The sequence below is a fragment of the Paenarthrobacter sp. 4246 genome (assembly GCF_040546855.1).
GTDB lineage: Bacteria > Actinomycetota > Actinomycetes > Actinomycetales > Micrococcaceae > Arthrobacter.
Genome location: NZ_JBEPOP010000003.1, coordinates 485,021 through 506,348 on the forward strand (window position 1 = coordinate 485,021; position 21,328 = coordinate 506,348).

The window sequence follows — 21,328 nt, forward strand, 5'->3', positions numbered from 1 at the left end:
GCTAAGGGGCAGTTCTTATCTTTTTCAGGTGCAGTCCCCTGCAGGGAATCGCGGCCGAGACCAGGTCTTTGCTGTGCTGGTGCTGCGGGTCAGCGAAGAACTTATCCGTGTCGGTGAGTTCCACCAACCGCCCTTGGTAGAGGACAGCTACGCGCTGGCACATGTGGCGCACTACGTCCATGTCGTGGGTGATCATCATCAGGGACAGTCCACGCTCGCGGTGTAGGCGTTGCAGCAGGTCAAGGATGGTTCTTTGTGTCAGTGCATCCAGGGCGGACGTTGCTTCGTCGCAAATTAGCACTTCCGGCTCCATCAGGAGCGCCCTGGCGATGGTGACCCGTTGCAACTGGCCTCCGGAGCATTGGCCCGGGCGCCTGTCCAGCAGCATGGGTTCCAGTTCCACCTCTGTCATCGCGTCGCTCAGCCGCCGGGTTTTCTCGCTCGACGGGAGCCGCCGTGGCAAGGGTGCTTCCAGGCTGGCGCGGAGTGTCATGCGGGGGTCGAACGCGTCATGTGGCTCCTGGAACACCAGTTGGACAGCAGTCGGATCGGCAAAACGTTCTGCTGACAGAGCCCGGGTGATGCTGCCGCTGCTGATTCCGTCGAGACCAACGATGGTCCGGGCGAGGGTGCTTTTCCCGGATCCGGATTGGCCGAGCACCCCCAGGATCTCGCCCTTTTTCAGCTCGAGGGAAACCGCGTCCAGTGCTTGACTGCGACCCCGCCGGCCGCGGCCGAAATTCTTGACCACACTGTTGAGGGTGAGGACGCTCCGCTCTGGGTGCACCTGCCTCACAGTCCCTGATGGCAGGAGGTTTGATGCTTCCAAAAGCTTTTGCGTGTACGGAGTCTTCGGATGGCCCAACACTTCCTCCGTGGTGCCCGACTCCACGATCTTCCCTGCGTCCATCACCAGGACGCGGTCTGCGAAGGCCGCAACGGAGGCAAGGTTGTGCGTGATGTAGAGAATCCCCAGACCACGTTGGCTCCGTTCGCGATCCAGCAACTGCAGGATCTGGCGTTCCAGGACCTTGTCCAAAGCGGACGTCGGTTCGTCAGCCAGCAGGATTCCGGGCTGGCCTGCCAGGGCCATGGCTGTCATGGCACGCTGGGCCATGCCTCCGGAGAGCTGATGCGGGTAGGCCCGGGCGCCCCACTGTGGATCCTCGAACCCCACTTCAGCCAGTAGCTCCAGCACCTTCGCCTCCGCAGCTTTTCCGCGCAGCCCTGAATGGAGTTGGAGGGGTTCCCTCAAATGGGCCCGGATGGTCTTGCTGGGGTTGAACATCTTCTTGGGTTGTTGGAACAGCATCCCCAACCGGCCACCCCGGATGCGGTTCAGCTCAATTTCAGGGGCACGGGTGACGTCTACGGAGCCCACATGGATGGCCCCCGAGGCAATCCGCAATTGTTGCGGCAGCAACTGCAGGACGGACCGGGCAGTCATGGTTTTGCCTGACCCCGAACCTCCCACGAGCGCCACAAACTCGCCGGGATGCACTTTCAGGCTCACACCGGAAAGAACCGGGCGCCTGGGGTCGGCGCCGAGCACCGTCAGGTCCTCGATAACCAGTTCAGGCATGCTGGCCCTCCACCACCAGGACATCCACCGGGTCGGCTGCCCGCCGTGATGTCCGCTGACCGATCAACGTCACACAAAGGGCAACCAGGAAGATGGTCAGTCCCGGAGCAATGATCCCCCACGGTGCCCGCTCCGCATACGGCTGGGCCGCTGCCACCATGGAACCCCAGTCGGATTGTGGCGGTTGGACGCCCAGCCCGAGGTAGGACAGGACTCCCACACTGATCAAGAGCTGTCCGAAACGCAGTGTCGCCTGCCCCAGCATCGGCGCTGCGAGGTGCGGGATGATGTGACGGAAGACAATGAACGACGGCGAACAGCCCACCACGCGCGCGGCTTCGACGAACCCGCGGGCAGAGACGTCGTAGGCCAATGTCCGCGCCAGGCGGGCAAACGGCGTCCACCCGGTCACGGTCAGCGCGACCAGTAGGGACGTAAAGCCCGTGCCCATGGCAGCGACGATGAACAATGCCACCACCATCTCCGGCAGCGCCAACAAGACATCATTGGTACGGGTGAACAGTTCGTCTACCCAGCCCTTCCGCCGGGCGCTGAGCACACCGACCACCAAACCTATGATTCCGGTCAGGACCGTGGCCAGTGCCGCCACCACCAAAGAGAACCGGCCGCCGTCCAGCAAGCGGCTGAGCGTATCCCGCCCAAGGTGGTCCGTCCCCAACCAGTGTGTGGCACTGGGTGGCGCGAGCCGAGCAGCGAGGTTCTGATCGTCCGGTGGAAAAGGTGCCAGCCACGGTGCAGCCACCACGGCGGCAACTATCAGGATGAGAATAACGACGGCGGCGCCGTCGAGCACTGACCGTTTACGCAAGGGCGCCACTCACCTTTGGGCTCAGAATCCGGTGCAGGAAGTCCGCGAGAGTGGTGATGGCAACAGCCAAAGCCACCACAACCACCACGCCTCCCTGCGCCAAGGGGATGTCACTGTTGACCACGGCGTCGTAAAGAAGGCGCCCCATCCCCGGGATCGCGAAGATGACCTCCACAATGACCGAACCTCCCAGAAGTCCCGCGAACCACACCGCGAACAAAGTGGATAACGGAACCAGGCCGTTGGGAACCACGTGCCGCAGGACAGCCTGCACGTGACTGAGGCCGCGGGCCCGGGCAGCGGGAATGTGCTCCGCTTCCAGGGCATCGATCATGCCCGAGCGCACCGCTGAGGTGAAGAAGCTGATGGGACGAAGGGACAGCGTGGCAGCTGGCAGGACAATGGATGACGCCGTGTTCCACCCCGCCGAGGGCAGCCAGGAAAGCTTGAGGGCAAAGACCAACACCAGCAGTGGTGCCAACCAGTATTCCGGCATGGCAATAAAGGACTGCGTGAGGGTGGTGATGAGTTTGTCGGTTTTGCTGCCTTGCTTCAGGGCAGCCACAATGCCCAGGGGCAGGGACACCAGCACGGCCGTGCCCAAAGCCACCAGCACGAGGCTGAGGGTGATCCCCAAGGCCGGCAACACCTGATCAATGACGGGCGTACGGCTAATGTGCGACAACCCCATGTCTCCCGTGAAGAAGTCACCCAGCCACCGCAGATATTGCACGGGAAGCGGATCATTGAGCCCCAGGCTTTCCGCCAGTGACTGAACGGTGGCTTCGTCCACCACATCCCCGGCCACACGGGAACGGATGATTTTCCGGACCGGATCGCCTGGGGTCACGTAAGGAATCAGGAAGACAGCGAAAGACGACAGCAGGACGGCGACCACCAAGGTCACCGTCCGCTTCGCAAGGAACGTGATCATACGTGCTTCGGTCTGTCTCAGCCCGTTGCTAGGAGCCGGCCTTGGCCGTTTGCGCGGTCAGGACGTAACGGGACAGAGGATCCTGGACGTAGGACAGGACGTTGCTGCGGACGGCGTCCGTGGCTTGTTCATTGACCAGCCACAGGTTCACGGCTTGGTCGTCCAGGAGTTGACCGGCCTTGCCATACAGCTTGTACCGTTCCTCAGTGTTGGAGGTCCGGGCTGCTTCTGTGATGAGTGCGTCGTACTCTTCGTTACAGAAGTGGCTCAGGTTGTACGTGCCCTTGCAGGTGTAGTCGGCCGTCAGGAAGCCAATGGGATCGGCGATGTCAATCAGCCGGTTGCGCTGGCTCAGGATCATGTCATAGTTCCCGGCCAGAACGTCCGGTTCAGCCGAGGCGTATTCTTTGGCTTGGATGGTCACCGGAACACCGATGTCCTTGAGGTTGTCCTGAATCACTGTAGCTACGTCCGCGAACTCCGTCCGCTCAACGATGGCGATGATCTCCAGCGGCTTGTCCGCGGTGTAGCCGGCATCGGCCAGGAGTTTCTTCGCCTCGTCCAGGTTCTGCTTGGGTGTCTTGGCTTCACTGGATGCCCATGGTTCGGAGGGCGCGAAAGGACCAGCTGCAGGCAACGCCGCGCCTTCGTAGACGCTGGCAGCCAGGGCTTCCAGGTCAAGAGCGGACCGGAGTGCCTTGCGGAAATCCACGTTGTTGAAGGGTGCCCGGCCGTTGTTCATGTACAGGGTGGCCGTGCGGGGCGAATCTGCCTTCAGGACGGAAACATCAGGTGCACTTTCAAGCGTGGACAGTGCGGAGGCCGGAATGGACAAGGAAATGTCTGCCTCGCCGGTTTGTACTTGCGCGGCCCGGGTAGCGCCGTTGGTGATGAAGCGGACTTCGGCGCCCGCCAACTGCACCTTTCCGCCCCAGTAATTCTCGTTGCGGTCCAAGGTCAAGGACTGCTTCGCTTTCTCAGACACTGGTGTGAACGGGCCCGTGCAATGGCCGAAGGGACTCACTGTGGCACCGGCATAGGCGGCAGGCGCGAGGATGCCCGTGTTGACGCTTGCCAAGCGGAACGGCACCAGCGGATTCTCTACCGGCGTGGTCACGCGAACGGTCTTGGCATCCGTTGCCTGGACTCTGCTGACAATGCTGGGGCTGAAGGCCCTGGCAGGAACCTTGGCCTTAAGTACTGAGTTCAGCGAAGCGGCGACGTTCTCTGCGGTGAGATCGGTACTGTCCTGGAACTTCACGCCTTCACGGATGGTGAAGTCCCACTCAAGTGGCGAGACCTGCTTCCACTCAGTTGCCAGGAAAGGGACCACTTTGCCCTGGGCGGCATCATATTTAGTCAGGGTTTCCAGGCAGCCGGACAGCGACAGAATGTACGCGGCATCGGACTCCAGCGCCCAGTTGGCTATGGGGGCCCGGAAGTTATCCACGACGATACGCTGGTTGGTATCGGCCACCTTCCCGGTGGTGCCTGTCTGTCCACCGCTGAGACCACAACCGGTCAGGGAAAGAAGTGCAGCGACCCCAAGGGCTGCTGTGGAACGGCTGAGTGTGCGCAAAGGGAACCGCCTGCGATGTATGCCCGGAACGGGAGGGCATGGGGAATGGAGACTATTTAGGTTAGCCTTACCTCGGCGCAACACCAAAACCAGGACGCTTCGCAGACGCGTCACAATGTGCCTGAGATCACCGCCGGCCCAACAATCCGCTCGCTACGGCACCCTGCACCCAGGTTCAGCTTTCCCGGGCTTTTCGGGTAGCCGCGTCGTTGGCTTTCTGCAGTGCATGGACCAGCTCATCCTTGGTCATGGTTGAACGGCCCTTGATGTCCAGCTCGCGGGCCCGCCGGTAGAGGTGCTCCTTGGAAGCGTTGGCGTCAACTCCGCCCGCAGTGGGCTTATCCGAGCTGAGCCCTTCCGCCGCGCGGTCATCGGAAGGTCCACTTTCCTCTTTGGGTTCCCAATGGTCGCCCACCTTCTCGTAGCTGTGCTTCAGCGACGCGAAAGCCGTGCGGGCGGCCCTGCTCTCATCGCCGTCATAGGAATCCATCGCCGAGTCGTAGGTCTTGGCGAACGTGTCTTGGGCCTTCTGGTCCGAGCGCTGAAGTGTCGATGGCAACTCGTTTTTCCGGGCATGATCGTTTTTGCCGGTCTTGGGCATGGCACTCACTCTCCTGATCCAGGGAACAACTTAAGCATGTGACAGCAGACGCATAGATGCTCGTCCAGCCTACTAAAGGGCCGGAATTGATGGGGGCGTAGGGTGGGATGAGGACGAAAGGAGCACTTCATGAAGAAAATCCTCATGGTACTTACCAGCGTTTCCGAGCTCGGCGACACGGGAGAGAAGACCGGCTACAACGTGGCTGAGGCCGCACATCCCTGGAAGGTCTTCAAAGACTCAGGCCACTTCGTCGATTTTGCTTCCATCAAAGGTGGCCAGCCTCCGCGCGACGAAGTGGATGCGGACGATCCCATCCAGGTTGCCTTTACCCAAGATGAGACAACGCGCGCCGGGCTGTACAACACCGCCCGCGTCGACGTCGTGGATCCATCTCAGTACGATGCCATCTACCTCGTGGGCGGCCACGGCACCATGTGGGACTTCCCGGACAGCGAAGGCCTGCAGAATCTGGTGGCCAGCGTCTACAACGCCGGTGGCCTGGTGGGTGCCGTCTGCCACGGGCCGGCCGGCCTTTTGAACGTAGAACTGGACAACGGGTTCAGGCTGGTTGAAGGCCGCGACGTAGCCGCGTTCACCAATGACGAAGAAGTGGCTGCAGGGAAAGACAATGTCATTCCGTTCTTCCTGGCGGACCGGCTTGAGGAACAGGGGGCCCGCCACGTCTCCGCAGGGGTCTTCGAGGAGAAGGTAGCGGTGGACGGCCGCTTGGTTACCGGCCAGAACCCCGCCTCGGCCGCCGGCGTGGCCAAGGAAATGGAAAAGCTCTTCGCCGAAGTCATCCACCAGGAAAAGGCAGAAGAGCAGCACGAGGCAGAAGCAGTGCGCGCGGAGAAGGACGCGGAGAAAAGCGCCCGGAAGGCTGAGGCCGACGCCGACCACTGATTACAAGTAGTCGCGCCCCCGTTCGCGTGCGATTTCCACGAGCGTGGAGTGGAATGCCACTTCGGCGGGGGCGTAGACCTTGTCCTGGCGCTGGGCCAGAAGCACCCTCCGCAAGGGGGCGTCGGGGCCCAGGCTGAGGACGCGGACGTCGGGATGCTGCAGTGAAACTGCCGTCTTTGGCACCATTGCCACGCCCATGCCCACGCTGACCATGGCCTGCGCCTCCTGGTAGTCGTTGGCCAGGAACCCGATATTTGGTTCAAAGCCAGCATCGTGGGCAGATCGCTGCAGTACTTCCACTACCGGATGGGCTTCAGCGCGCACTATCCATGACTCCTTCCGGAGTTCACCCATACTTACTTCATCACGGTCAGCCAAGGGGTGTCCCTTGGCCACCAGAATCACGGTGCTCTCCTGGAAGACCTCCGTGATGCGGATGGACTCGTCACTGAACCGGTTCCAAGGGTAATCCCAGAGCAAACACAGTCCCGTAACCCCGGATTCAAGGTCGGAGACCAACTCGTCGAAGCGGGCGCTGCGCACAGAAAGTCCAATGGCGGGGTAACGCTTCTTGAATGCACGGATGACAAGCGGAAGAAACGATCCCGCCAGCGTGGGAAAAGTACCAACGGTCAGTGAACCGCGGCGCAGGCCCGCGATCTGATCCAGGTCCGCGCGGGCCGCCTGCATCTGCCCAACGATCTTCCGAGCGTGCCCTGCCAGTATCTGGCCTGCCTCGGTGGGGACTACACCGCGCGAACGGCGGTTGAGGAGAGGCTGGCCGACTTCCTGCTCGAGCTTGCGCAACTGCTGCGAGACGGCCGACGGCGTATACATCATGGTGTCGGCCGCAGCGGTGATGGATCCCTGCTCAACCACTTCCACCAGAAGCGCGAGCCGCCGGATATCGAATAATTCGGGGTTTTCTTCGTTAAGCATGCGTTCATGCTCCTGTCCAAGTAGTTCATTCACTGTATCTACTGGAGGCTGAGCCGCCGTACAGCCAGCTATTCCGGGCTTTGATGAGTCAAAATTCACTCTTAGCGCCCTTACTGCTAAGTGAATTAACCAACCCTACAGCCCCCATCATATATCCAACATTGTCTTCATTTGTGATCCGGATCATCCTCGTAACAAGAGGAACATCAACGAGATGCAGGGAACACCATGAAGATAGAAGCGGAATGGATGCGCGGAGGCACCAGCAAGTGCTGGGTCTTTGAAACTGCTCATCTGGAACAAACCGGCACCGACGTCAACGAGCTGCTTCCCAGGCTCTTCGGGAGCCCGGACTCCCGCCAGATCGACGGGGTTGGCGGGGCCACCTCCACCACCAGCAAGGCAATGATCCTCAGCCGACCTGACGATGATGAAGTGGATGTCGAATTTACCTTCGCCCAAGTAGGCATCGAAGAGGCAGCCGTCGACTGGGGCAGCAACTGCGGGAACTGCTCCGCGGTTGTGGGCCTCTACGCCATCGAGAAGGGCTGGGTTTCGCCCGACGGCGATTCCACCCGCGTCGTCACCCGTAACACCAATACGGGCCAGATCATCATCCAGCGGGTTTCAACCCCTGATGGCGCCCTGCCGATCGTCCCGGATGCAGACATGCCCGGCGTCGTTTTTCCGGGTTACAGGGTGGGTCTCGGCTTCCGTGATCCGGCAGGAAAAACCACCGGGACGCTCCTTCCTACCGGCGCGCCGACGGACACTATTGTCGCGGGCGGCACCCGGTGGACGGTATCAATGGTCGACGCCGGAGCGCCGGTGGTCATGGTACGCGCCGAGGAGTTGGGACTGGACACTGCCCGCTATGAAACCTGGGGCGCAGGCGTCGAACTGCAGCTGGACGTTTTGGACGTGATCCGACGCCAGGCGGCTGTCCGGATGGGACTGGCGTCCAGTCCTTCGGATGCCGCACGGGCCGTCCCCAAGCTTGCGATTGTGGGCGCACCCACCGGGGAAGACCTGGAAGTCGACGTCAACGTCATGATGCTCTCAATGGGTAAACCGCATCCGGCGCTGGCCATCACGGGAAGCATCGCTTTGACACTGGCCGCCCGCACTCCGGGAACAGTGCTGAACCACTTCACTGGCGTCCTTTCCCGCCCCACGCTAAAACTCCGCACGCCGGCGGGCGTGATTGAAACCTGGACCGAGCACCGGGACGGTTCCCTCCTGGTGGGCGTCGACCGGACCGCCCGCACCATCGCCACCAGCATCATTCACGTCCCTGAGACTCTCGGCAGTGCCGTCGAAGCCTCGCTAGCATCAGCCACTCAATGAGGAGACACCACCATGGCTAAAGTTACATACCAACCAGCACCCGAGTCGGAGAGCAAAACCCGGGATCAGAATTCCGGCAGTCCCAACCGCCGCCGCCGTATCCTGCTGGTAACGGTTGCCGCTTCCGTGATCCTGGGCCTGGTTGCCATCCTGTTCGGGGGCGCCATCTTCAACCCGGCGGCCACCCCGGAATCGGAGCCGACCATGACTGCCACCCAGATTATCCCGCTGGTCATCCTCGTGGTGATGTTCGTCGTCGCCACCAAATGGCCGCTGAACATCGGGGTCATGGGCCTGGTGGCATCCTTCGGCGTCGGTTACTTCATGCTGGGCATGACGGACAAGGAAATCCTGGCGGACTTCCCTGCCAACATCGTCATCACCATCATCGGTGTCACGTATTTCTTCAGCATGGCCCAGCGGAATGGGACCATCGACATCATCGTCCAGACGTGTGTTCGACTGGTTCGAGGCAAAACCATGCTCCTGCCCTGGGTGTTCTTTCTCCTGGCAGCATCGCTGACAGCCCTTGGCACCTTCTCCCCTGCCGCCGTCGCCCTTCTGGCCCCCGCCGCCATCGGGCTGGCCTATGAATCACGCATCCACCCCGTCCTCATGGGTGCCTTCATCATCAACGGAGCACATGCAGGTGGATTCTCACCGCTGTCAGTGGCGGGTGTTCTGGTGCACGACATCGCAGTGAAGAACGGCTTCCCCATCTCGCAGGGCTCACTCTTCGCCGCAAGCTTTGCCCTGAACCTCATCCTGTCAGTCCTGACAGTGGTGCTGTTTGCACTCCTGGGTAAAATGCGCGACGGCGCCGCAGGCCAGCTCGCTGACCTGGACACCACACGTACCGCCCGACCGCACGGCCAGCAGATCCTCACGCTGGCACTGATCATCGCAATGCTTGTCTGCGCCTTGGGCTTCCACATGCCCATCGGCTTCGTGGCACTCTCCGCAGGACTCCTCTTGGCCTTGGTCAACATCAAGGAACACCAGACGTTCATCGGCGGAGTCTCCTGGTCCACCGTGCTCCTGGTCGCCGGCATGATCACCTACGTATCCCTGCTGCAGCACGTCGGCGTTATCGATACACTCGCCGAGCAGGCCCTGGCACTCGGAGCCCCGCTCCTCATTGCACTGGTTCTTTGCTACGTCATCGGCGTCGGCTCGGCCTTTGCATCCTCCACCGCCCTGCTCACGGCTTTCATCCCCTTGGCAGGACCGTTGCTTGCGACCAGTTCACTGAGCGCGTCGGGCACAGTGGCCGCACTGGCTATCGCCGCGACCGTCGTCGATGTATCCCCGTTCTCCACCGACGGCGCACTGGTTGTCGCCAATGCCCGCGAAGACGATCGCCAGCGTGTCTACAAGCAACTGATGATGTACGCCGGCGGAGTGGTCCTCGTTGCACCCGCACTGACCTGGGCCCTGCTGGTCCCCACCGGAATCATGTAAGTCCTGGACCTCACTGACCGCCGAAGAACAGGTTCGGCAAGCGTAGGGAACCGTACCTGCACACCATCGCAACAGGAAGCCCGAACCTCGGGCGCAGGCACCGGAACCATACGCACCAGAGGCAGGGCCACCGCTGAGGTGGCCCTGCCTCTGGCTTCAAACTATTCCATGGGTTCACAGTCCTTCCGGGATGAGGCTGCGGGTGCTTTCAAAGATCCCGGCCATCGCCCAGGCGTCGAAGGAGAGGAGCCGCACCGAGCCTTCAGTGGCTGCCAGCGTCACGCGCCCGCCGCCCAGCGTCGGGTAGACACGGGCCGTGAGCGGCTTGCCGTTGGCGAAAATTTCGACGGCGGACCGGTCCACCAACACGCGCAGGCGGACCCGACCGTCCGTCATCGGTAGGGGCCCGGACTTGTCCTCCACATCGATTGTGGGGTCGAGGCTGCTGCGCGTACGGTCCAGGCGAAGGGTGCCGCTGGGGGTCCCATCAGCGGCCCGGTTCAGCACGATCACCGTCTCCTCGCTACCTTCCGAAGACGCCAGCACTCCGAGCCGAACCTCCGCACCGGGGGCAAGTTGCACGTCCAGCTCAAGGTCCAGCTGGTTGCCGCACACGCCGGTCTCCACGGACGTACCCGCCCCCACCATCACTTGGCCGGGGACGCTGACGTGGCTTCTGCGCAGCTTCTCTACTTCGGGAACGGGTGCGAACTCCAACGTCCCATCCTTGGCCAACGTGGTGACGCGCGGCAGGCTCATGACGCCCGACCAGCCGGCTTCCACCATGGCGGCATCGCTTCGGCCTTCCTGCATCCAGCCGAACATGACGCGGCGGTTTGTTTCATCCTGGAACGATTGTGGTGCGTAGAAGAAGCGGCCTCCGAAGTCCAGCCGGTGCAGCGTATCCGGCTCGAAGGTATTGCCGCCGTACCGGCCGGTCCAATACAGCGGGTGGCGGGTATCGCCGTCGTCCCACGCTGAGAAGACCAGCACATCCGGTGAGCCGTCAGCGGGCGCAGACCCCAAGGATCCCTGCCCCGCACGGAACAGGTCAACGCATTCCCACATCGTCCCTGTCCAATCAGTGTCCGCAGGATCGCCCTGCGAGGCATCCCCAATCATCAGTGGGCCCAGGTAGTCCCAAGACCGAAGGTCCGAAGACTCGTAGAGGAATGCCGTGCCGCCGAGGTGTCGGATTCCTGAACCCACCAGCTGCCGCCAGGAGTTTCCCTCACGCCATACGCAATGATCGCGGTAGGCCGTGATGTCAACGCCTGCCGGCGGCGCACCAATAACAGGGTTCCCGGGGTCCTTGGTCCAGCTCAGCAGGTCCGGGGTTCCTACAGCGACGCACGGCAGCTCCTTGCCCTGTGCCCGGCCCGAATACACCAAGGTGGGCGTGCCGCCGTCGTTCACCAACACCCCGGACCAGCACCCCTCGGCGTCAGGTCCCTCGGACGGTTCCAAAGCAACAGGCTGGTCAACCCAGGTGACCAAATCGGTGCTGGTGGCGTGACCCCACTGGATGCGGTGGTGGAAAGCGCCCTCAGGGTTGTACTGATAGAAGAGGTGGTAGGTGCCGTCCCAGTGGCTGACACCGTTGGGGTCGTTAAGCCAACCGGCTGGTGAGACAAAATGGAATCGCGGCCTCAGGGGATCGGCTTCGGCGCGGGCCACCAACTCATCCTGCGGAACGGTGGCGAGCGGATGGGTCAGTTCAGTCATGCGGAAGCCTTTTCTTGAGCGTTCGACGCCGGGTGGCCGGGTTGGAGTGGTTCACTCGCCAGGGCGTGGCCGCCGGCAGCGGCCCATGGGCGGTACAGGTGGCAGCGGACCCAGTGACGGTTTTCCGGGTCCCCCACCCGATGACGGACGGGTTCTTTGGCCGAGCAGGCCTGGTCCGGGTCGCCGTCGAAGGCGCAGTGCGTGGAGGCCATGACCGCCTGCCGTAATTCGGCCCTGCGGACGGGATCGTACGAGCCGGCCCGGGCGGGATCCGGGACAGCAGACACCAGGAGCTGCGTGTACGGATGCGCCGGGTTGGCCAACAGGTCCAAGGACTCCCCTTCCTCAACCAGTTCACCGGCGAACATGACCGCTGTCCGGTCCGCAAGGTACCGGGCGGACGCGAGGTCGTGGGTGATGTAGAGCATGGAGATGCCTTGCTCGTCGCGGAGCTTGCGCATGAGGTTAAGAACGCCGATCCGGACGGAAACGTCCAGCATGGACGTAGGCTCGTCGGCCAGGATGACCTGCGGTTCAACGGCGAGCGCCCGGGCTATGGCAACGCGTTGGCGCTGACCGCCGGAGAGCTCGTGTGGATACGAGTTCAGCATGTCGGCCTCCAGACCAACAGTGGTCATGAGCTCCTCGAGCCGCCGCTGGGTCTTCTCTTCGGAACCACCATTCTTCCCGTGGATCGCCAGGGAGCGCCGCAGGAAATGCTCGATCCTGTGGGCTGGGTTCAAGGAGCCAAAAGGATCCTGGAACACCATCTGCAGCTGGGACCGAAAGGCCCGTGACGCTTGGAAACGATCCCGCTTCAGGACATCGACGCCGTCGATGAGAATCTCCCCGGAGCTCGGCTTCTCGAGCCTGGCGACACAGCGGGCCAAGGTGCTTTTGCCGGAACCGGACTCCCCCACGAGGGCCACGATTTCGCCTTGGCGAATGGTCAGTTCGACCCCATGCAGAGCGCGGACAGAATCGCGGGAGAACAGGCCGCCAATCGGGAAAGTCTTTCCCAAGCCTCGAATTTCGAGGGCAGGGGTGCCGGTAGTGGACACGGCCGATGGGGTCATCAGGGAGTGGCTCATCGTGCGGCTCCTTCCAGGTTTGTTGGATCAACCACCGGGGCGTCGGCACCGAACGGTGCCACAAAGTGGCCCGGTGCGGCCTCGGCGAGGTCCGGGATGTTTCGGAACTTCACGCCGTCGGGCAATCCTGTCAACGGCACGCGGGGACCGGTGAGCGGCGGGAAAGCGCCCATCAGCGCCTGGGTGTACGGATGGCGGGGTGTGGCGTAAACGTCCTGGGCTTTGGCAGTTTCCACGATCCGGCCGCCGTACATCACGGCCATGCGGTGCGAGAGTTCCACCATGAGGGACATATCGTGCGTGATGAAGAGGACGGAGAAGCCGAGTTCGCGCTGAAGCTCCTTTATTTGAGCCATGATTTCCTGCTGTACCACCACGTCCAGGGCAGTGGTGGGTTCGTCGAGGATCAAAAGTGACGGCTTGAGCGCAACGGCCATGGCAATAACGGCACGCTGGCGCATACCGCCGGAGAGCTGGTGCGGATAGGACTTCAGCCGTGCGGGATCGATCCTCACAAGCTCCAGCAGCTCACCGGCACGCCGCATCGACTCTTTACGGGAGTAACCGGCGTGGGTGGTGAAGATGTCCACGATCTGTTCGCCGATGGTCAGCACCGGGTTGAGCGAGTTCATGGCTGATTGGAACACCATTGCAACGTCCTGCCAGCGGAAGCGCCGCAACTCTTCCGGGCTCATGGCCAGGACGTCCTTGCCGCCGAAGGAAATGCTTCCGCCGGCGATCTTTGCGGGATCCTTCAGGAGCCTCATGATGGAGTTGGCAATGGTGGACTTGCCGCAGCCGGACTCCCCCGCAAGGCCGAATACCTCACCTGTGCCGATGCTGAAGGAAACGCGGTCGACGGCGGTGGTGGAGCGGGTGTCGCCGATGTACTTGACGGTGAGGTTCTTGACGTCGAGGACCGGTTGGTGGGAGCCGAAGGAAACTTGGGAGATGGTCATTTGGCGGCGCCCCTTTCGGTTTTCGTAGGTGTTGTTTTAGGCGTTTTGATCTTCCGAAGCCGCGGATTGGTGACCTCGTCCACCGCGTAGTTGATGAGGGCGAGGGCGAAAGCTACCAGCGCGATGCACACACCTGAGGGGACAAAGACCCACCAGCTTCCAGTGAGCAGGGCACCTTCGTTACCGGCCCAGAAGAGGTTGTTGCCCCAGGAGACCGTGCTGACATCGCCCAGGCCCAGGAACTCCAGGCCCGCTTGGGCGCCGATGCCGTAGATGACGCACGCCAGCAGGGTGCCCATGACGATCGAGGCCATGTTGGGCAGGATCTCGCGGAACATGATCCGGCCGGCCCGTTCGCCGGACACCACGGCTGCAGCCACAAAATCCTTGGAACGGATGGACAACGCCTGCGACCTCAGTACACGGGCAGAACCGGCCCATCCGGTCACCACGAGTACCAGGATTACGGTCCCCAGTCCCGGCGGAAGGAACGCGGCCAGGATGACCAACAGCGGCAGTCCGGGCAGGAGCAGGAAGACATTGGTGACCAGGGACAGTGCTTCGTCAATGAATTTGCCGAAGTACGCCGAGGCAAGTCCCACCAGGATGCCGATGAAAGTGGATGCCAGGCCCACGGTCAGTCCCACGAACAGTGAGCTCCGGGAACCATGGACGGTCAGCGCCAGGACGTCCTGTCCCTTGGCCGTAGTCCCCAGCCAGTGCTCGGCAGAAGGTTCCAGTGAAGCCATGGCCGTGATCCGCGACGGGTCGCCGGGAAACAGGATCGGCGCCAGAAGGGCCAGGGCGATGAAGATGATCATCACGGCCATGCCCGTCAGGGCTTTCTTGTTGGTGAGCAGGCCGTGGACGAAGCTGCGGTTCGGCTTGCGGACCGGCGTTGGAGTTGGCTGCTTCAGGAGTGCGGTTGTCATGATCAGTCCCTCTAGTTGCTGCGCACGCGCGGGTCGAGGCGGACGTAGAGGATGTCCACCAGGAAGTTGGCCAGGAGCACGGCAGCGGTGATGGTCAGGAACAGGCCCTGCATGAGCGGATAGTCGAGGCCTTGGACGGCGTTGAGGAGCTGGTAGCCGACGCCGGGATAGGCGAACACCACCTCTGTGAGCAGGGCGCCGCCCACCACGAATCCCAGTCCCATGCCGAAGCTCGTGACAGAGGGAAGCATGGCATTGCGTGCTGCGTAGCGGAGCATGATGCGGCCCGGACGGAGTCCCTTGGCTTCGGCCATGGTGATGTAGTCCTCGGAATTGGTGGCGATCATGGTGTTCCGCATGCCGAGCATCCATCCGCCGATGGACACCAACACAATGGTCAGCGCCGGCAGCACAAGGTGCGCACCGACGTCGCCGATGAACTCCCAAGTAAACGCCGGCTCCAAACCGTCAGTGAACGCATGGCGGATCGGGAACCAACCCAACACCACGCCAAACAGGTAGAGCGCGCCCATGGCGAGCCAGAAGTACGGGAACGAGCCGATGAACACCAGCACCGGCGGAAGCGCGGAGTCGATCGCACCGCCGCGCCGCCAAGCGGCCAGGATGCCCAGCAGGTTACCCACGACGGCGGCAATGACCAGTGCCGTACCGCCCAGCAAGAGTGTCCAGCCGATCTGGGACGAAATGACCTCGGTCACCGGGGTGGGGAAACGGGAGATGGAAACACCCATCTGACCTGTGAAGATATTGTGCAGGTAATCGATGTATTGAGCCCAGAGGGGCCGGTCGTCAACACCCAGCAGCTTGCGCAGGGCCTCGATCTGTTCAGGCTGCATCCGGTCTTGGGAACGGGCGAACATGCGGGAGACGGGGTCCCCGGGCATGAACCTCGGAAGCAGGAAATTCAGGGTGATGGACGCCCAGAAGGCGATCAGGTAGAAACCCAGGCGGCGCAGGATGAAGCGCACGGTTTCCCTCCATTCGGGAAGTGCGGAAAGTATGGGAGCACGCCCGGCGAAGCCGGGTCAACGGCGAAGAGCCGCCGGGCGTGCACTGTAAGGCCCGAACAGGCCTAAAACGGAGGAAACGCTACTTACGCGGTTCCAGCGTGGTCAGAACCAGCACCGTTGTAGGCGACCGGACCGAGAGGGTGGCGTAAGGGTTGGCCTCGGTGGGCCAGCCGGTGAAGCGGGTGTCGTTGAAGGCACCCCATTCAGGGCCGGAGAACAGCGGCACCAGCGGTGCGACGTCGTTGTATTCTTCCTGCAGTTTGTTGGCGATGTCCTTCTGCTTGGACGGATCGGCCTCTGCTGCGAACTCGGCGAGCAAGGCATCTGCCGTAGTGTCGCCGAACCGGTGGTAGTTGTCGAACGTCTTGGTGCCCACGGGCTTCACAGTGCCAGTGCCCATGGAGGTGTTGAAGTACTTGTACGGGCTGGGGTCGTTGGCACTCCAGACAATGCCGGAGTCGAAGTCGCCGGTCTCATAGCCGGCAACCACCGCCGCCCAGTCCGGGGACTCCACCTTGGTTGTGACGCCGACCTCGGCCAGATTCTGCGAGATGACGTTGGCCACGGACAGCCAGTCGGAGGAGGTAGCACCCACTGAGATCTTGAATTCGAAAGGCTTGCCGTCCTTCAGCGTGCGCTTCCCGTCAGCTCCCTTGGGGTAGCCCGCTTTGTCCAGCAGCTCGTTGGCCTTCTGGACATCGTGGTTGGTCCACGTGCAGTTGTCCTTGACCTGCGTGTTCTTCCAGGTTTCGTAGTTGCCGGACAGTCCTGTGCAGTCGGCAGGCTTGGCATAACCGCTCATGCCGATCTTGGTGACTTGCTCGCGGTCAACTGCCATGCTCAGTGCTTTGCGGACATCAACATCGTTGAACGGTGCTTTGGTGGTGTTGAGCTGCCAGTTAATCATGGCACCGGTGGCCGGGAACCAGTACTGACGGTGTTCCTTGTCCTTGGAAACAAAAGTCTTTTCGATGTTGGGGATGTACTGGGGAGCCCAGTCCACGTCGCCGTTCGCTGCGGCGAGGTTGGCGCCGTCGTTTCCTGCGAAGGCGAGCATCTTGATACCGGCGATCTTCTGTTTTTCCGGCTGCCAGTAGTTGGGGTTCTTCTTCAGCACGAAGGACTGTGCCTGGAAACTGTCTACCTCGGTGTATGGACCGGTGCCCACGGGCTTGGCGTTGGCATCCTTTTCCGGGTCCGGCACAGCGGACCAGATGTGCTTGGGCAAGATGGTGATGTGGCCGACGTCGTAAAGGGCCGGCGACCACGGCTTGTTGAAGTTGAAGGTGACCTTGTTGCCCTCGGCAGTGACGGTGTCCAAGTACTCGAAGCCGCCCTTGATCTTCTTCTGGAGATCGAACGTATAGGCAACATCGTCTGCAACGAAAGGCTGCCCATCCGACCATTTCACACCATCACGGAGGGTGAACGTGACGGACTTGCCATCCTCGGCTGCCTTCCACTCGGTGGCGAGCCACGGCACCGTCTCACCCTTGGCCGGGTTGAAGATGAGGAGGGATTCGTAGATGGATTGCTGAACCATGGGGTTCACCGTGGGGGCGAAGGGGTTGAAATTCTGCACGAACGTGCCCATGTCCTCGCGCGGGATGGTGAGGAACGCGCCGGCGTTCGCGCCGGCGTCGGAGTTATTGGTCTTGGCAACGTTGGCTGTGCAGCCGGTGAGCAGCATAGCGCCTATTGCAAGGCTCGCCGCCGTCATCCGGGCAGCCCTGAATCGGGGTTGTGACATGATGGTTATCTCTTTCCTATCTTCATCGTCCAAGGTGAAGGGGTGGGTAAGGGTTTGCTCTTCGAGGTTGATTTCGCGGTCAGACCGAAGAGCGTTCTAGCAGCGGACAGTCGACCAATTGCTGGTCGGCAAGGATCGGCTGTCCTGCTGTAAGAGCGGCAAGCGTTTGGACACCCAAGGCGCCCATTTTTTCGAATGGCAACGCAACCGTGGTCAGTTTTGGCCTGAGGTAGGCCGCAATCAGTTCCTGGTTGTCGAAGCCGATCACGGCGATGTCCCCGGGGATGGTCAGGCCCCGTTCCTTGATGGCGTCATAAGCGCCCATCGCCATGCGGTCATTGAGGCAGAACAGAGCCGTTGGCCTGTCCTTTGGCGGATAGCGGTCCAGAATCCGGCATGCTGCGTCGTAACCGCCGTCCGCCGTTGCGTATCCGGACACCACCAGTTCCGGGTCGAGCTCCAGTCCGGCGGTGGAAAGTGCTTCGCGTGCACCCTCCAACCTGCCTATGGCAGCAGGAATAACCGGGTCAAGGTTGATGACTCCGATCCGCGTGTGGCCGGCTTGGAGCAAACGTTCGACGGCGACTCTGCCACCCCCACGCTCGTCTGGGACGATTGAGGGCAGTTTTCCGTCAGCGTCATAGCAGTTGATCAAAACGGTGGGTACTTCGTTGGCGCTCTCAGGAACCCGGACGCCCCGGTGAAAAGTGGCTGCGTAGAGAAGCCCTTCCACTCGTTGCTCCAGCAGTTTTTCGATGGCAGCATCCTCCAGGCCCTGGTTGGGCCCTACGGCATCGGCCTGGTCGGATGGCGCGATGAGCAGGAAACGGCGGTCAAGCCAGGCTTGATCCTGCGCACCTTTGATGATGTCGACGGCGAAGGGTGCCGTGACGATCTCTGTCACGATCCCGTACCAGTCGCTGCGCTGTGATGCCAGCGCACGGGCACCGGCATTGGGGCGGTAGCCCAATTCCTGCACGGCGTCGTTGATCCGGGTGCGGGTTTCCTCGGAGATGCTGGCATTTTCGCGGTTGCTCAACACAAAGGAAACAGCAGTCCGGGAAACACCGGCATGTTTGGCGACGTCTTTCATGGTGACTCCGCGCTGCCGGACAGCCGCAGTGCCAGGGGTGGTGCTTTTCGCCATCGAATGCTCCGGTGTTCTTCAGTGTTCCGGGTGTCTGACCAGACCTTCATTGTCTGGTCCGCTTGCTTGGTAATGCTTTTGGTAACGCGCGTTACCAAGCGAGCATGTGACTTAGGTTACCCGCGTTACTTCGACTCTGTCAACACTCCTCTTAGCCCCTCGGACAAACTAACTTTCGTCAGGTTCTTCCTTGGTTGTTTCCTTTTGGTCGTGGCCGGAGGCGTCGTGGACCTTTCTCGGCATTTTGCCCTCAAGGTGTGCAGGTACGGGAGGATCCTTCTCTTCATCACTAGACATGAAGCCAGCATAGGTGGATCACGCCCGCCATGCCCCGCAGGAAGAACCCGCGCCCAGGTACATTTCACGTGGCAATGTCACGGTTTAGGCGCGTCACGGCCATCCTCGGTTTAACCAGCCAACGTATAATCCGAGCATGCCTTTCATGCTCCCCGTACCAGTTATCCATGCCCAGCCTTCCGGCCTCAGCCAGGACGGAACAGCTCTGTGAGCGGCGGTCTCGTCGCCCTGTTGGATGACATTGCTGCCCTGGCCCGCATCGCGGCCGCTTCGGTGGACGACATCGCAGCGGGAGCCGCCAAGGCTGGGGCCAAAGCTGCCGGCGTAGTGATCGACGACGCCGCCGTAACCCCGCAGTACGTGTCCGGGGCTGACCCATCCCGCGAACTGCCCATGATCAAGAAGATCTTCTGGGGTTCCCTTCGCAACAAACTGGTGATCATCCTGCCGGCACTGCTGCTCGTCAGCGCCTTCATCCCGGGAATCATTCCGTTCATCCTCATGCTGGGCGGTTCCTACCTCTGCTACGAGGGCGCCGAAAAGGTCTGGCACAAGCTCCGCGGCCACGCTGACGCCGAGAAGGCGCCGGCTGTCCAACGCGGCCCTGAAGCCGAGGCCAAGGTGACCAAGGGAGCCATCACCACCGACTTCATCCTGTCCTGCGAAATCATGGTGATCGCCATGAACGAGGTAGCCACTGAGTCTCTCTGGGCCCGGGCGTTCATCCTCGTCGTCGTAGCGATCGCGATTACGGTCATCGTCTATGGTGCGGTAGGACTCATCGTCAAGATGGATGACATCGGCCTGCACCTGACCACCAAGGACTCCGCGGGTTCCCAGCGCTTCGGCCGCCTTCTCGTCAAGGGAATGCCCGCCGTACTGGCAGCGATCACCCTCATCGGGACCATTGCCATGCTCTGGGTTGGCGGCCACATCATGTTGCAAGGGGCACACGACCTCGGCTGGCACGGCCCCTACGACCTGGTTCATGTCCTGGAGACACCCTTTGCCGGAATCCCCGTTGTGGGTGGCTTCCTGGCCTGGCTGGTCAACACGCTGTGCTCAGCCATTCTCGGCGCCATCTGGGGTCTGGTCATTATGGTCATCCTGCACCCGCTTCTTAAGGTGCTGCCGTTCGGCAAGAAAAAGGACGGACACAAAGAAGGCGATGTCCGTGCTGCGATCTCCGGTCACAGGCCTGCTAAAGGTCATGACGGTCCGGTGTCCTAGCGGGATTCACGGAGCGGAAACGAAACCCAGACTCTTGTCCACCATATTCTGCAGTGGTTCACCCCGACTGAACCGCTTGAGGTTTTCCACGAAGAGCTTCGCCAGGTCGTCGAGATAATCCTGGGTGTCGCCACTCATGTGAGGGGTGATTATGACGTTGTCCATGGTCCACAACGGGTGTTCCGCCGGTAGGGGCTCAGGATGGACCACGTCGAGTGCAGCCCCCGCAATGGATCCCGAGCGAAGCGCGTCCACCAACGCGTCGGTGTGTACCAGTTCCCCCCGGCCCACATTGATGAGGTGTGCCGTGGGCTTCATTGCTGACAGTACATCCCTGTCTACCAAGCCTTTAGTGTCGTCGGTCAGCGGTGCTGCCAGGACAACGTAGTCAAATTCGCGGACAACCAGGGCCAGGTGTTTCGAAGAGTGGATCTCTTCAAAGCACCTGTCCCCTGGCCGGCTTCTGCGCCCGGCACCGCTGACGCGAAGGCCAGCGGCATTGAACAAGGCTGCGATTTCCCGCCCAATGGAGCCTGTCCCTACCACCAGCGCACGCTGGCCCTGGACCTTCCGGGTGACCCGATGCTGCCAACGCCTGCCCTGCTGAAGCTTGAGTGAACCTTGCGAATCCTTCGCAATGTCCAGGACAAACCCCAGGGCGAACTCAGCTATTGCACGGCTGAGGACGCCGCGCGAGTTCGTGTAGGCAACGTCGCTGGTGATCAGGTCATCGAACAGAAGCTGGCTAACACCGGCCGCTGAAACGTGCACCCATTTCAGGGTCGAGGCTGCAGCCCAGTTCTCACGCAGTGCAGGCGAAAAGGAATGCCACTGATACAGCACATCCGCGCCATTCATTGCTGCAGCGAGGCCCCCTGCCTTGGTCAGGCGGACTTCGGCCAGCTCTGCAATCTCGTCCAATCTGGGCGGCATGGCTTCCCGATACAGGACAGCAACGATTGGTCGTTGAGCGTTGACGGTCGTCATG

19 protein-coding genes are annotated in these 21,328 nt (G+C 61.7%); 4 read left to right on the top strand and 15 right to left on the bottom strand.

Annotated features, from left to right (window positions below):
- Nucleotide 1: 1 nt before the first annotated feature.
- The 5 genes from ABIE35_RS07610 to ABIE35_RS07630 form a co-directional block, all read right to left on the bottom strand.
- The gene (locus tag ABIE35_RS07610; RefSeq protein WP_354513724.1) at nt 2-1,582 is read right to left on the bottom strand and encodes an ATP-binding cassette domain-containing protein; all 1,581 of its coding nucleotides are present in this window, start codon (nt 1,580-1,582) and stop codon (nt 2-4) included.
- Nucleotides 1,575-2,420 (bottom strand): ABC transporter permease, encoded by an 846-nt coding sequence (locus ABIE35_RS07615; protein ID WP_354513726.1) that lies wholly within the window; start codon nt 2,418-2,420, stop codon nt 1,575-1,577. Before ABIE35_RS07615 ends, ABIE35_RS07610 begins: the two co-directional genes overlap by 8 nt.
- A complete protein-coding gene (locus tag ABIE35_RS07620) occupies nt 2,404-3,345 on the bottom strand; it encodes an ABC transporter permease (protein WP_354513728.1) in 942 nt (313 codons plus the stop codon). Before ABIE35_RS07620 ends, ABIE35_RS07615 begins: the two co-directional genes overlap by 17 nt.
- Nucleotides 3,346-3,373: 28 nt before the next feature.
- On the bottom strand, nt 3,374-4,924 hold the full coding sequence (locus ABIE35_RS07625) for an ABC transporter substrate-binding protein (RefSeq protein WP_354513730.1): 1,551 nt from the start codon (nt 4,922-4,924) through the stop codon (nt 3,374-3,376).
- Between the two features lie 175 nt (nt 4,925-5,099).
- Complete coding sequence (locus ABIE35_RS07630) at nt 5,100-5,525, bottom strand: ChaB family protein (RefSeq protein ID WP_354513731.1); 426 nt, start codon at nt 5,523-5,525, stop codon at nt 5,100-5,102.
- Between the two features lie 129 nt (nt 5,526-5,654).
- Here ABIE35_RS07630 and ABIE35_RS07635 point away from each other — a divergent pair, with 129 nt between their 5' ends.
- Nucleotides 5,655-6,431, top strand: a complete 777-nt coding sequence (locus ABIE35_RS07635; protein WP_354513732.1) for a type 1 glutamine amidotransferase domain-containing protein — start codon at nt 5,655-5,657, stop codon at nt 6,429-6,431.
- On the opposite strand, the gene ABIE35_RS07640 is transcribed toward ABIE35_RS07635, so the two are convergent.
- Nucleotides 6,432-7,370: a LysR family transcriptional regulator gene (locus ABIE35_RS07640; protein WP_354513734.1), complete on the bottom strand. Its 939-nt coding sequence runs from the start codon at nt 7,368-7,370 to the stop codon at nt 6,432-6,434.
- Between the two features lie 228 nt (nt 7,371-7,598).
- Here ABIE35_RS07640 and ABIE35_RS07645 point away from each other — a divergent pair, with 228 nt between their 5' ends.
- Nucleotides 7,599-8,717 carry a PrpF domain-containing protein gene (locus ABIE35_RS07645; RefSeq protein WP_354513736.1) on the top strand — a complete coding sequence of 373 codons (1,119 nt, stop codon included), beginning with the start codon at nt 7,599-7,601 and terminating at the stop codon, nt 8,715-8,717.
- Nucleotides 8,718-8,729: 12 nt separating this feature from the next.
- Nucleotides 8,730-10,178, top strand: coding sequence for an SLC13 family permease (locus ABIE35_RS07650; protein ID WP_354513738.1), 1,449 nt, complete (start codon nt 8,730-8,732; stop codon nt 10,176-10,178).
- Nucleotides 10,179-10,352: 174 nt separating this feature from the next.
- Here ABIE35_RS07650 and ABIE35_RS07655 read toward each other — a convergent pair whose 3' ends face one another.
- From ABIE35_RS07655 to ABIE35_RS07690, 8 genes are all read right to left on the bottom strand, one after another.
- Nucleotides 10,353-11,903 (bottom strand): glycoside hydrolase family 32 protein, encoded by a 1,551-nt coding sequence (locus ABIE35_RS07655; RefSeq protein ID WP_354513740.1) that lies wholly within the window; start codon nt 11,901-11,903, stop codon nt 10,353-10,355.
- The gene (locus tag ABIE35_RS07660) at nt 11,900-12,994 is read right to left on the bottom strand and encodes an ATP-binding cassette domain-containing protein (RefSeq protein WP_354513742.1); all 1,095 of its coding nucleotides are present in this window, start codon (nt 12,992-12,994) and stop codon (nt 11,900-11,902) included. Before ABIE35_RS07660 ends, ABIE35_RS07655 begins: the two co-directional genes overlap by 4 nt.
- Nucleotides 12,991-13,953: an ABC transporter ATP-binding protein gene (locus tag ABIE35_RS07665; protein WP_354513744.1), complete on the bottom strand. Its 963-nt coding sequence runs from the start codon at nt 13,951-13,953 to the stop codon at nt 12,991-12,993. Before ABIE35_RS07665 ends, ABIE35_RS07660 begins: the two co-directional genes overlap by 4 nt.
- On the bottom strand, nt 13,950-14,885 hold the full coding sequence (locus ABIE35_RS07670; protein ID WP_354513746.1) for an ABC transporter permease: 936 nt from the start codon (nt 14,883-14,885) through the stop codon (nt 13,950-13,952). The genes ABIE35_RS07665 and ABIE35_RS07670 overlap by 4 nt, the downstream gene beginning before the upstream one ends.
- Nucleotides 14,886-14,896: 11 nt before the next feature.
- Nucleotides 14,897-15,874 carry an ABC transporter permease gene (locus ABIE35_RS07675; protein ID WP_207597335.1) on the bottom strand — a complete coding sequence of 326 codons (978 nt, stop codon included), beginning with the start codon at nt 15,872-15,874 and terminating at the stop codon, nt 14,897-14,899.
- Between the two features lie 121 nt (nt 15,875-15,995).
- Entirely contained in the window at nt 15,996-17,666 is a 1,671-nt protein-coding gene (locus ABIE35_RS07680) for an ABC transporter substrate-binding protein (RefSeq protein ID WP_354513748.1), read from the bottom strand.
- 79 nt (nt 17,667-17,745) lie between these two features.
- Nucleotides 17,746-18,813 carry a LacI family DNA-binding transcriptional regulator gene (locus ABIE35_RS07685; RefSeq protein WP_354513750.1) on the bottom strand — a complete coding sequence of 356 codons (1,068 nt, stop codon included), beginning with the start codon at nt 18,811-18,813 and terminating at the stop codon, nt 17,746-17,748.
- 168 nt (nt 18,814-18,981) lie between these two features.
- Nucleotides 18,982-19,110 carry a hypothetical protein gene (locus ABIE35_RS07690; RefSeq protein ID WP_354513752.1) on the bottom strand — a complete coding sequence of 43 codons (129 nt, stop codon included), beginning with the start codon at nt 19,108-19,110 and terminating at the stop codon, nt 18,982-18,984.
- Nucleotides 19,111-19,317: 207 nt separating this feature from the next.
- On the opposite strand from ABIE35_RS07690, the gene ABIE35_RS07695 reads away from it, so the two are divergent.
- Complete coding sequence (locus ABIE35_RS07695) at nt 19,318-20,340, top strand: DUF808 domain-containing protein (RefSeq protein WP_354513753.1); 1,023 nt, start codon at nt 19,318-19,320, stop codon at nt 20,338-20,340.
- 6 nt (nt 20,341-20,346) lie between these two features.
- Here ABIE35_RS07695 and ABIE35_RS07700 read toward each other — a convergent pair whose 3' ends face one another.
- Complete coding sequence (locus ABIE35_RS07700; RefSeq protein WP_354513755.1) at nt 20,347-21,327, bottom strand: D-2-hydroxyacid dehydrogenase; 981 nt, start codon at nt 21,325-21,327, stop codon at nt 20,347-20,349.
- Nucleotide 21,328 lies beyond the last annotated feature (1 nt).

Coding starts and splice junctions, on each gene's coding strand:
- ABIE35_RS07620 (WP_354513728.1), bottom strand. CDS start 3,345: ATGATCACGTTCCTTGCGAAGCGGACGGTGACCTTGGTGGTCGCCGTC.
- ABIE35_RS07610 (WP_354513724.1), bottom strand. CDS start 1,582: ATGCCTGAACTGGTTATCGAGGACCTGACGGTGCTCGGCGCCGACCCC.
- ABIE35_RS07660 (WP_354513742.1), bottom strand. CDS start 12,994: ATGAGCCACTCCCTGATGACCCCATCGGCCGTGTCCACTACCGGCACC.
- ABIE35_RS07635 (WP_354513732.1), top strand. CDS start 5,655: ATGAAGAAAATCCTCATGGTACTTACCAGCGTTTCCGAGCTCGGCGAC.
- ABIE35_RS07665 (WP_354513744.1), bottom strand. CDS start 13,953: ATGACCATCTCCCAAGTTTCCTTCGGCTCCCACCAACCGGTCCTCGAC.
- ABIE35_RS07680 (WP_354513748.1), bottom strand. CDS start 17,666: ATGTCACAACCCCGATTCAGGGCTGCCCGGATGACGGCGGCGAGCCTT.
- ABIE35_RS07645 (WP_354513736.1), top strand. CDS start 7,599: ATGAAGATAGAAGCGGAATGGATGCGCGGAGGCACCAGCAAGTGCTGG.
- ABIE35_RS07650 (WP_354513738.1), top strand. CDS start 8,730: ATGGCTAAAGTTACATACCAACCAGCACCCGAGTCGGAGAGCAAAACC.
- ABIE35_RS07690 (WP_354513752.1), bottom strand. CDS start 19,110: ATGTCTAGTGATGAAGAGAAGGATCCTCCCGTACCTGCACACCTTGAG.
- ABIE35_RS07670 (WP_354513746.1), bottom strand. CDS start 14,885: ATGACAACCGCACTCCTGAAGCAGCCAACTCCAACGCCGGTCCGCAAG.
- ABIE35_RS07700 (WP_354513755.1), bottom strand. CDS start 21,327: ATGACGACCGTCAACGCTCAACGACCAATCGTTGCTGTCCTGTATCGG.
- ABIE35_RS07655 (WP_354513740.1), bottom strand. CDS start 11,903: ATGACTGAACTGACCCATCCGCTCGCCACCGTTCCGCAGGATGAGTTG.
- ABIE35_RS07630 (WP_354513731.1), bottom strand. CDS start 5,525: ATGCCCAAGACCGGCAAAAACGATCATGCCCGGAAAAACGAGTTGCCA.
- ABIE35_RS07685 (WP_354513750.1), bottom strand. CDS start 18,813: ATGGCGAAAAGCACCACCCCTGGCACTGCGGCTGTCCGGCAGCGCGGA.
- ABIE35_RS07640 (WP_354513734.1), bottom strand. CDS start 7,370: ATGCTTAACGAAGAAAACCCCGAATTATTCGATATCCGGCGGCTCGCG.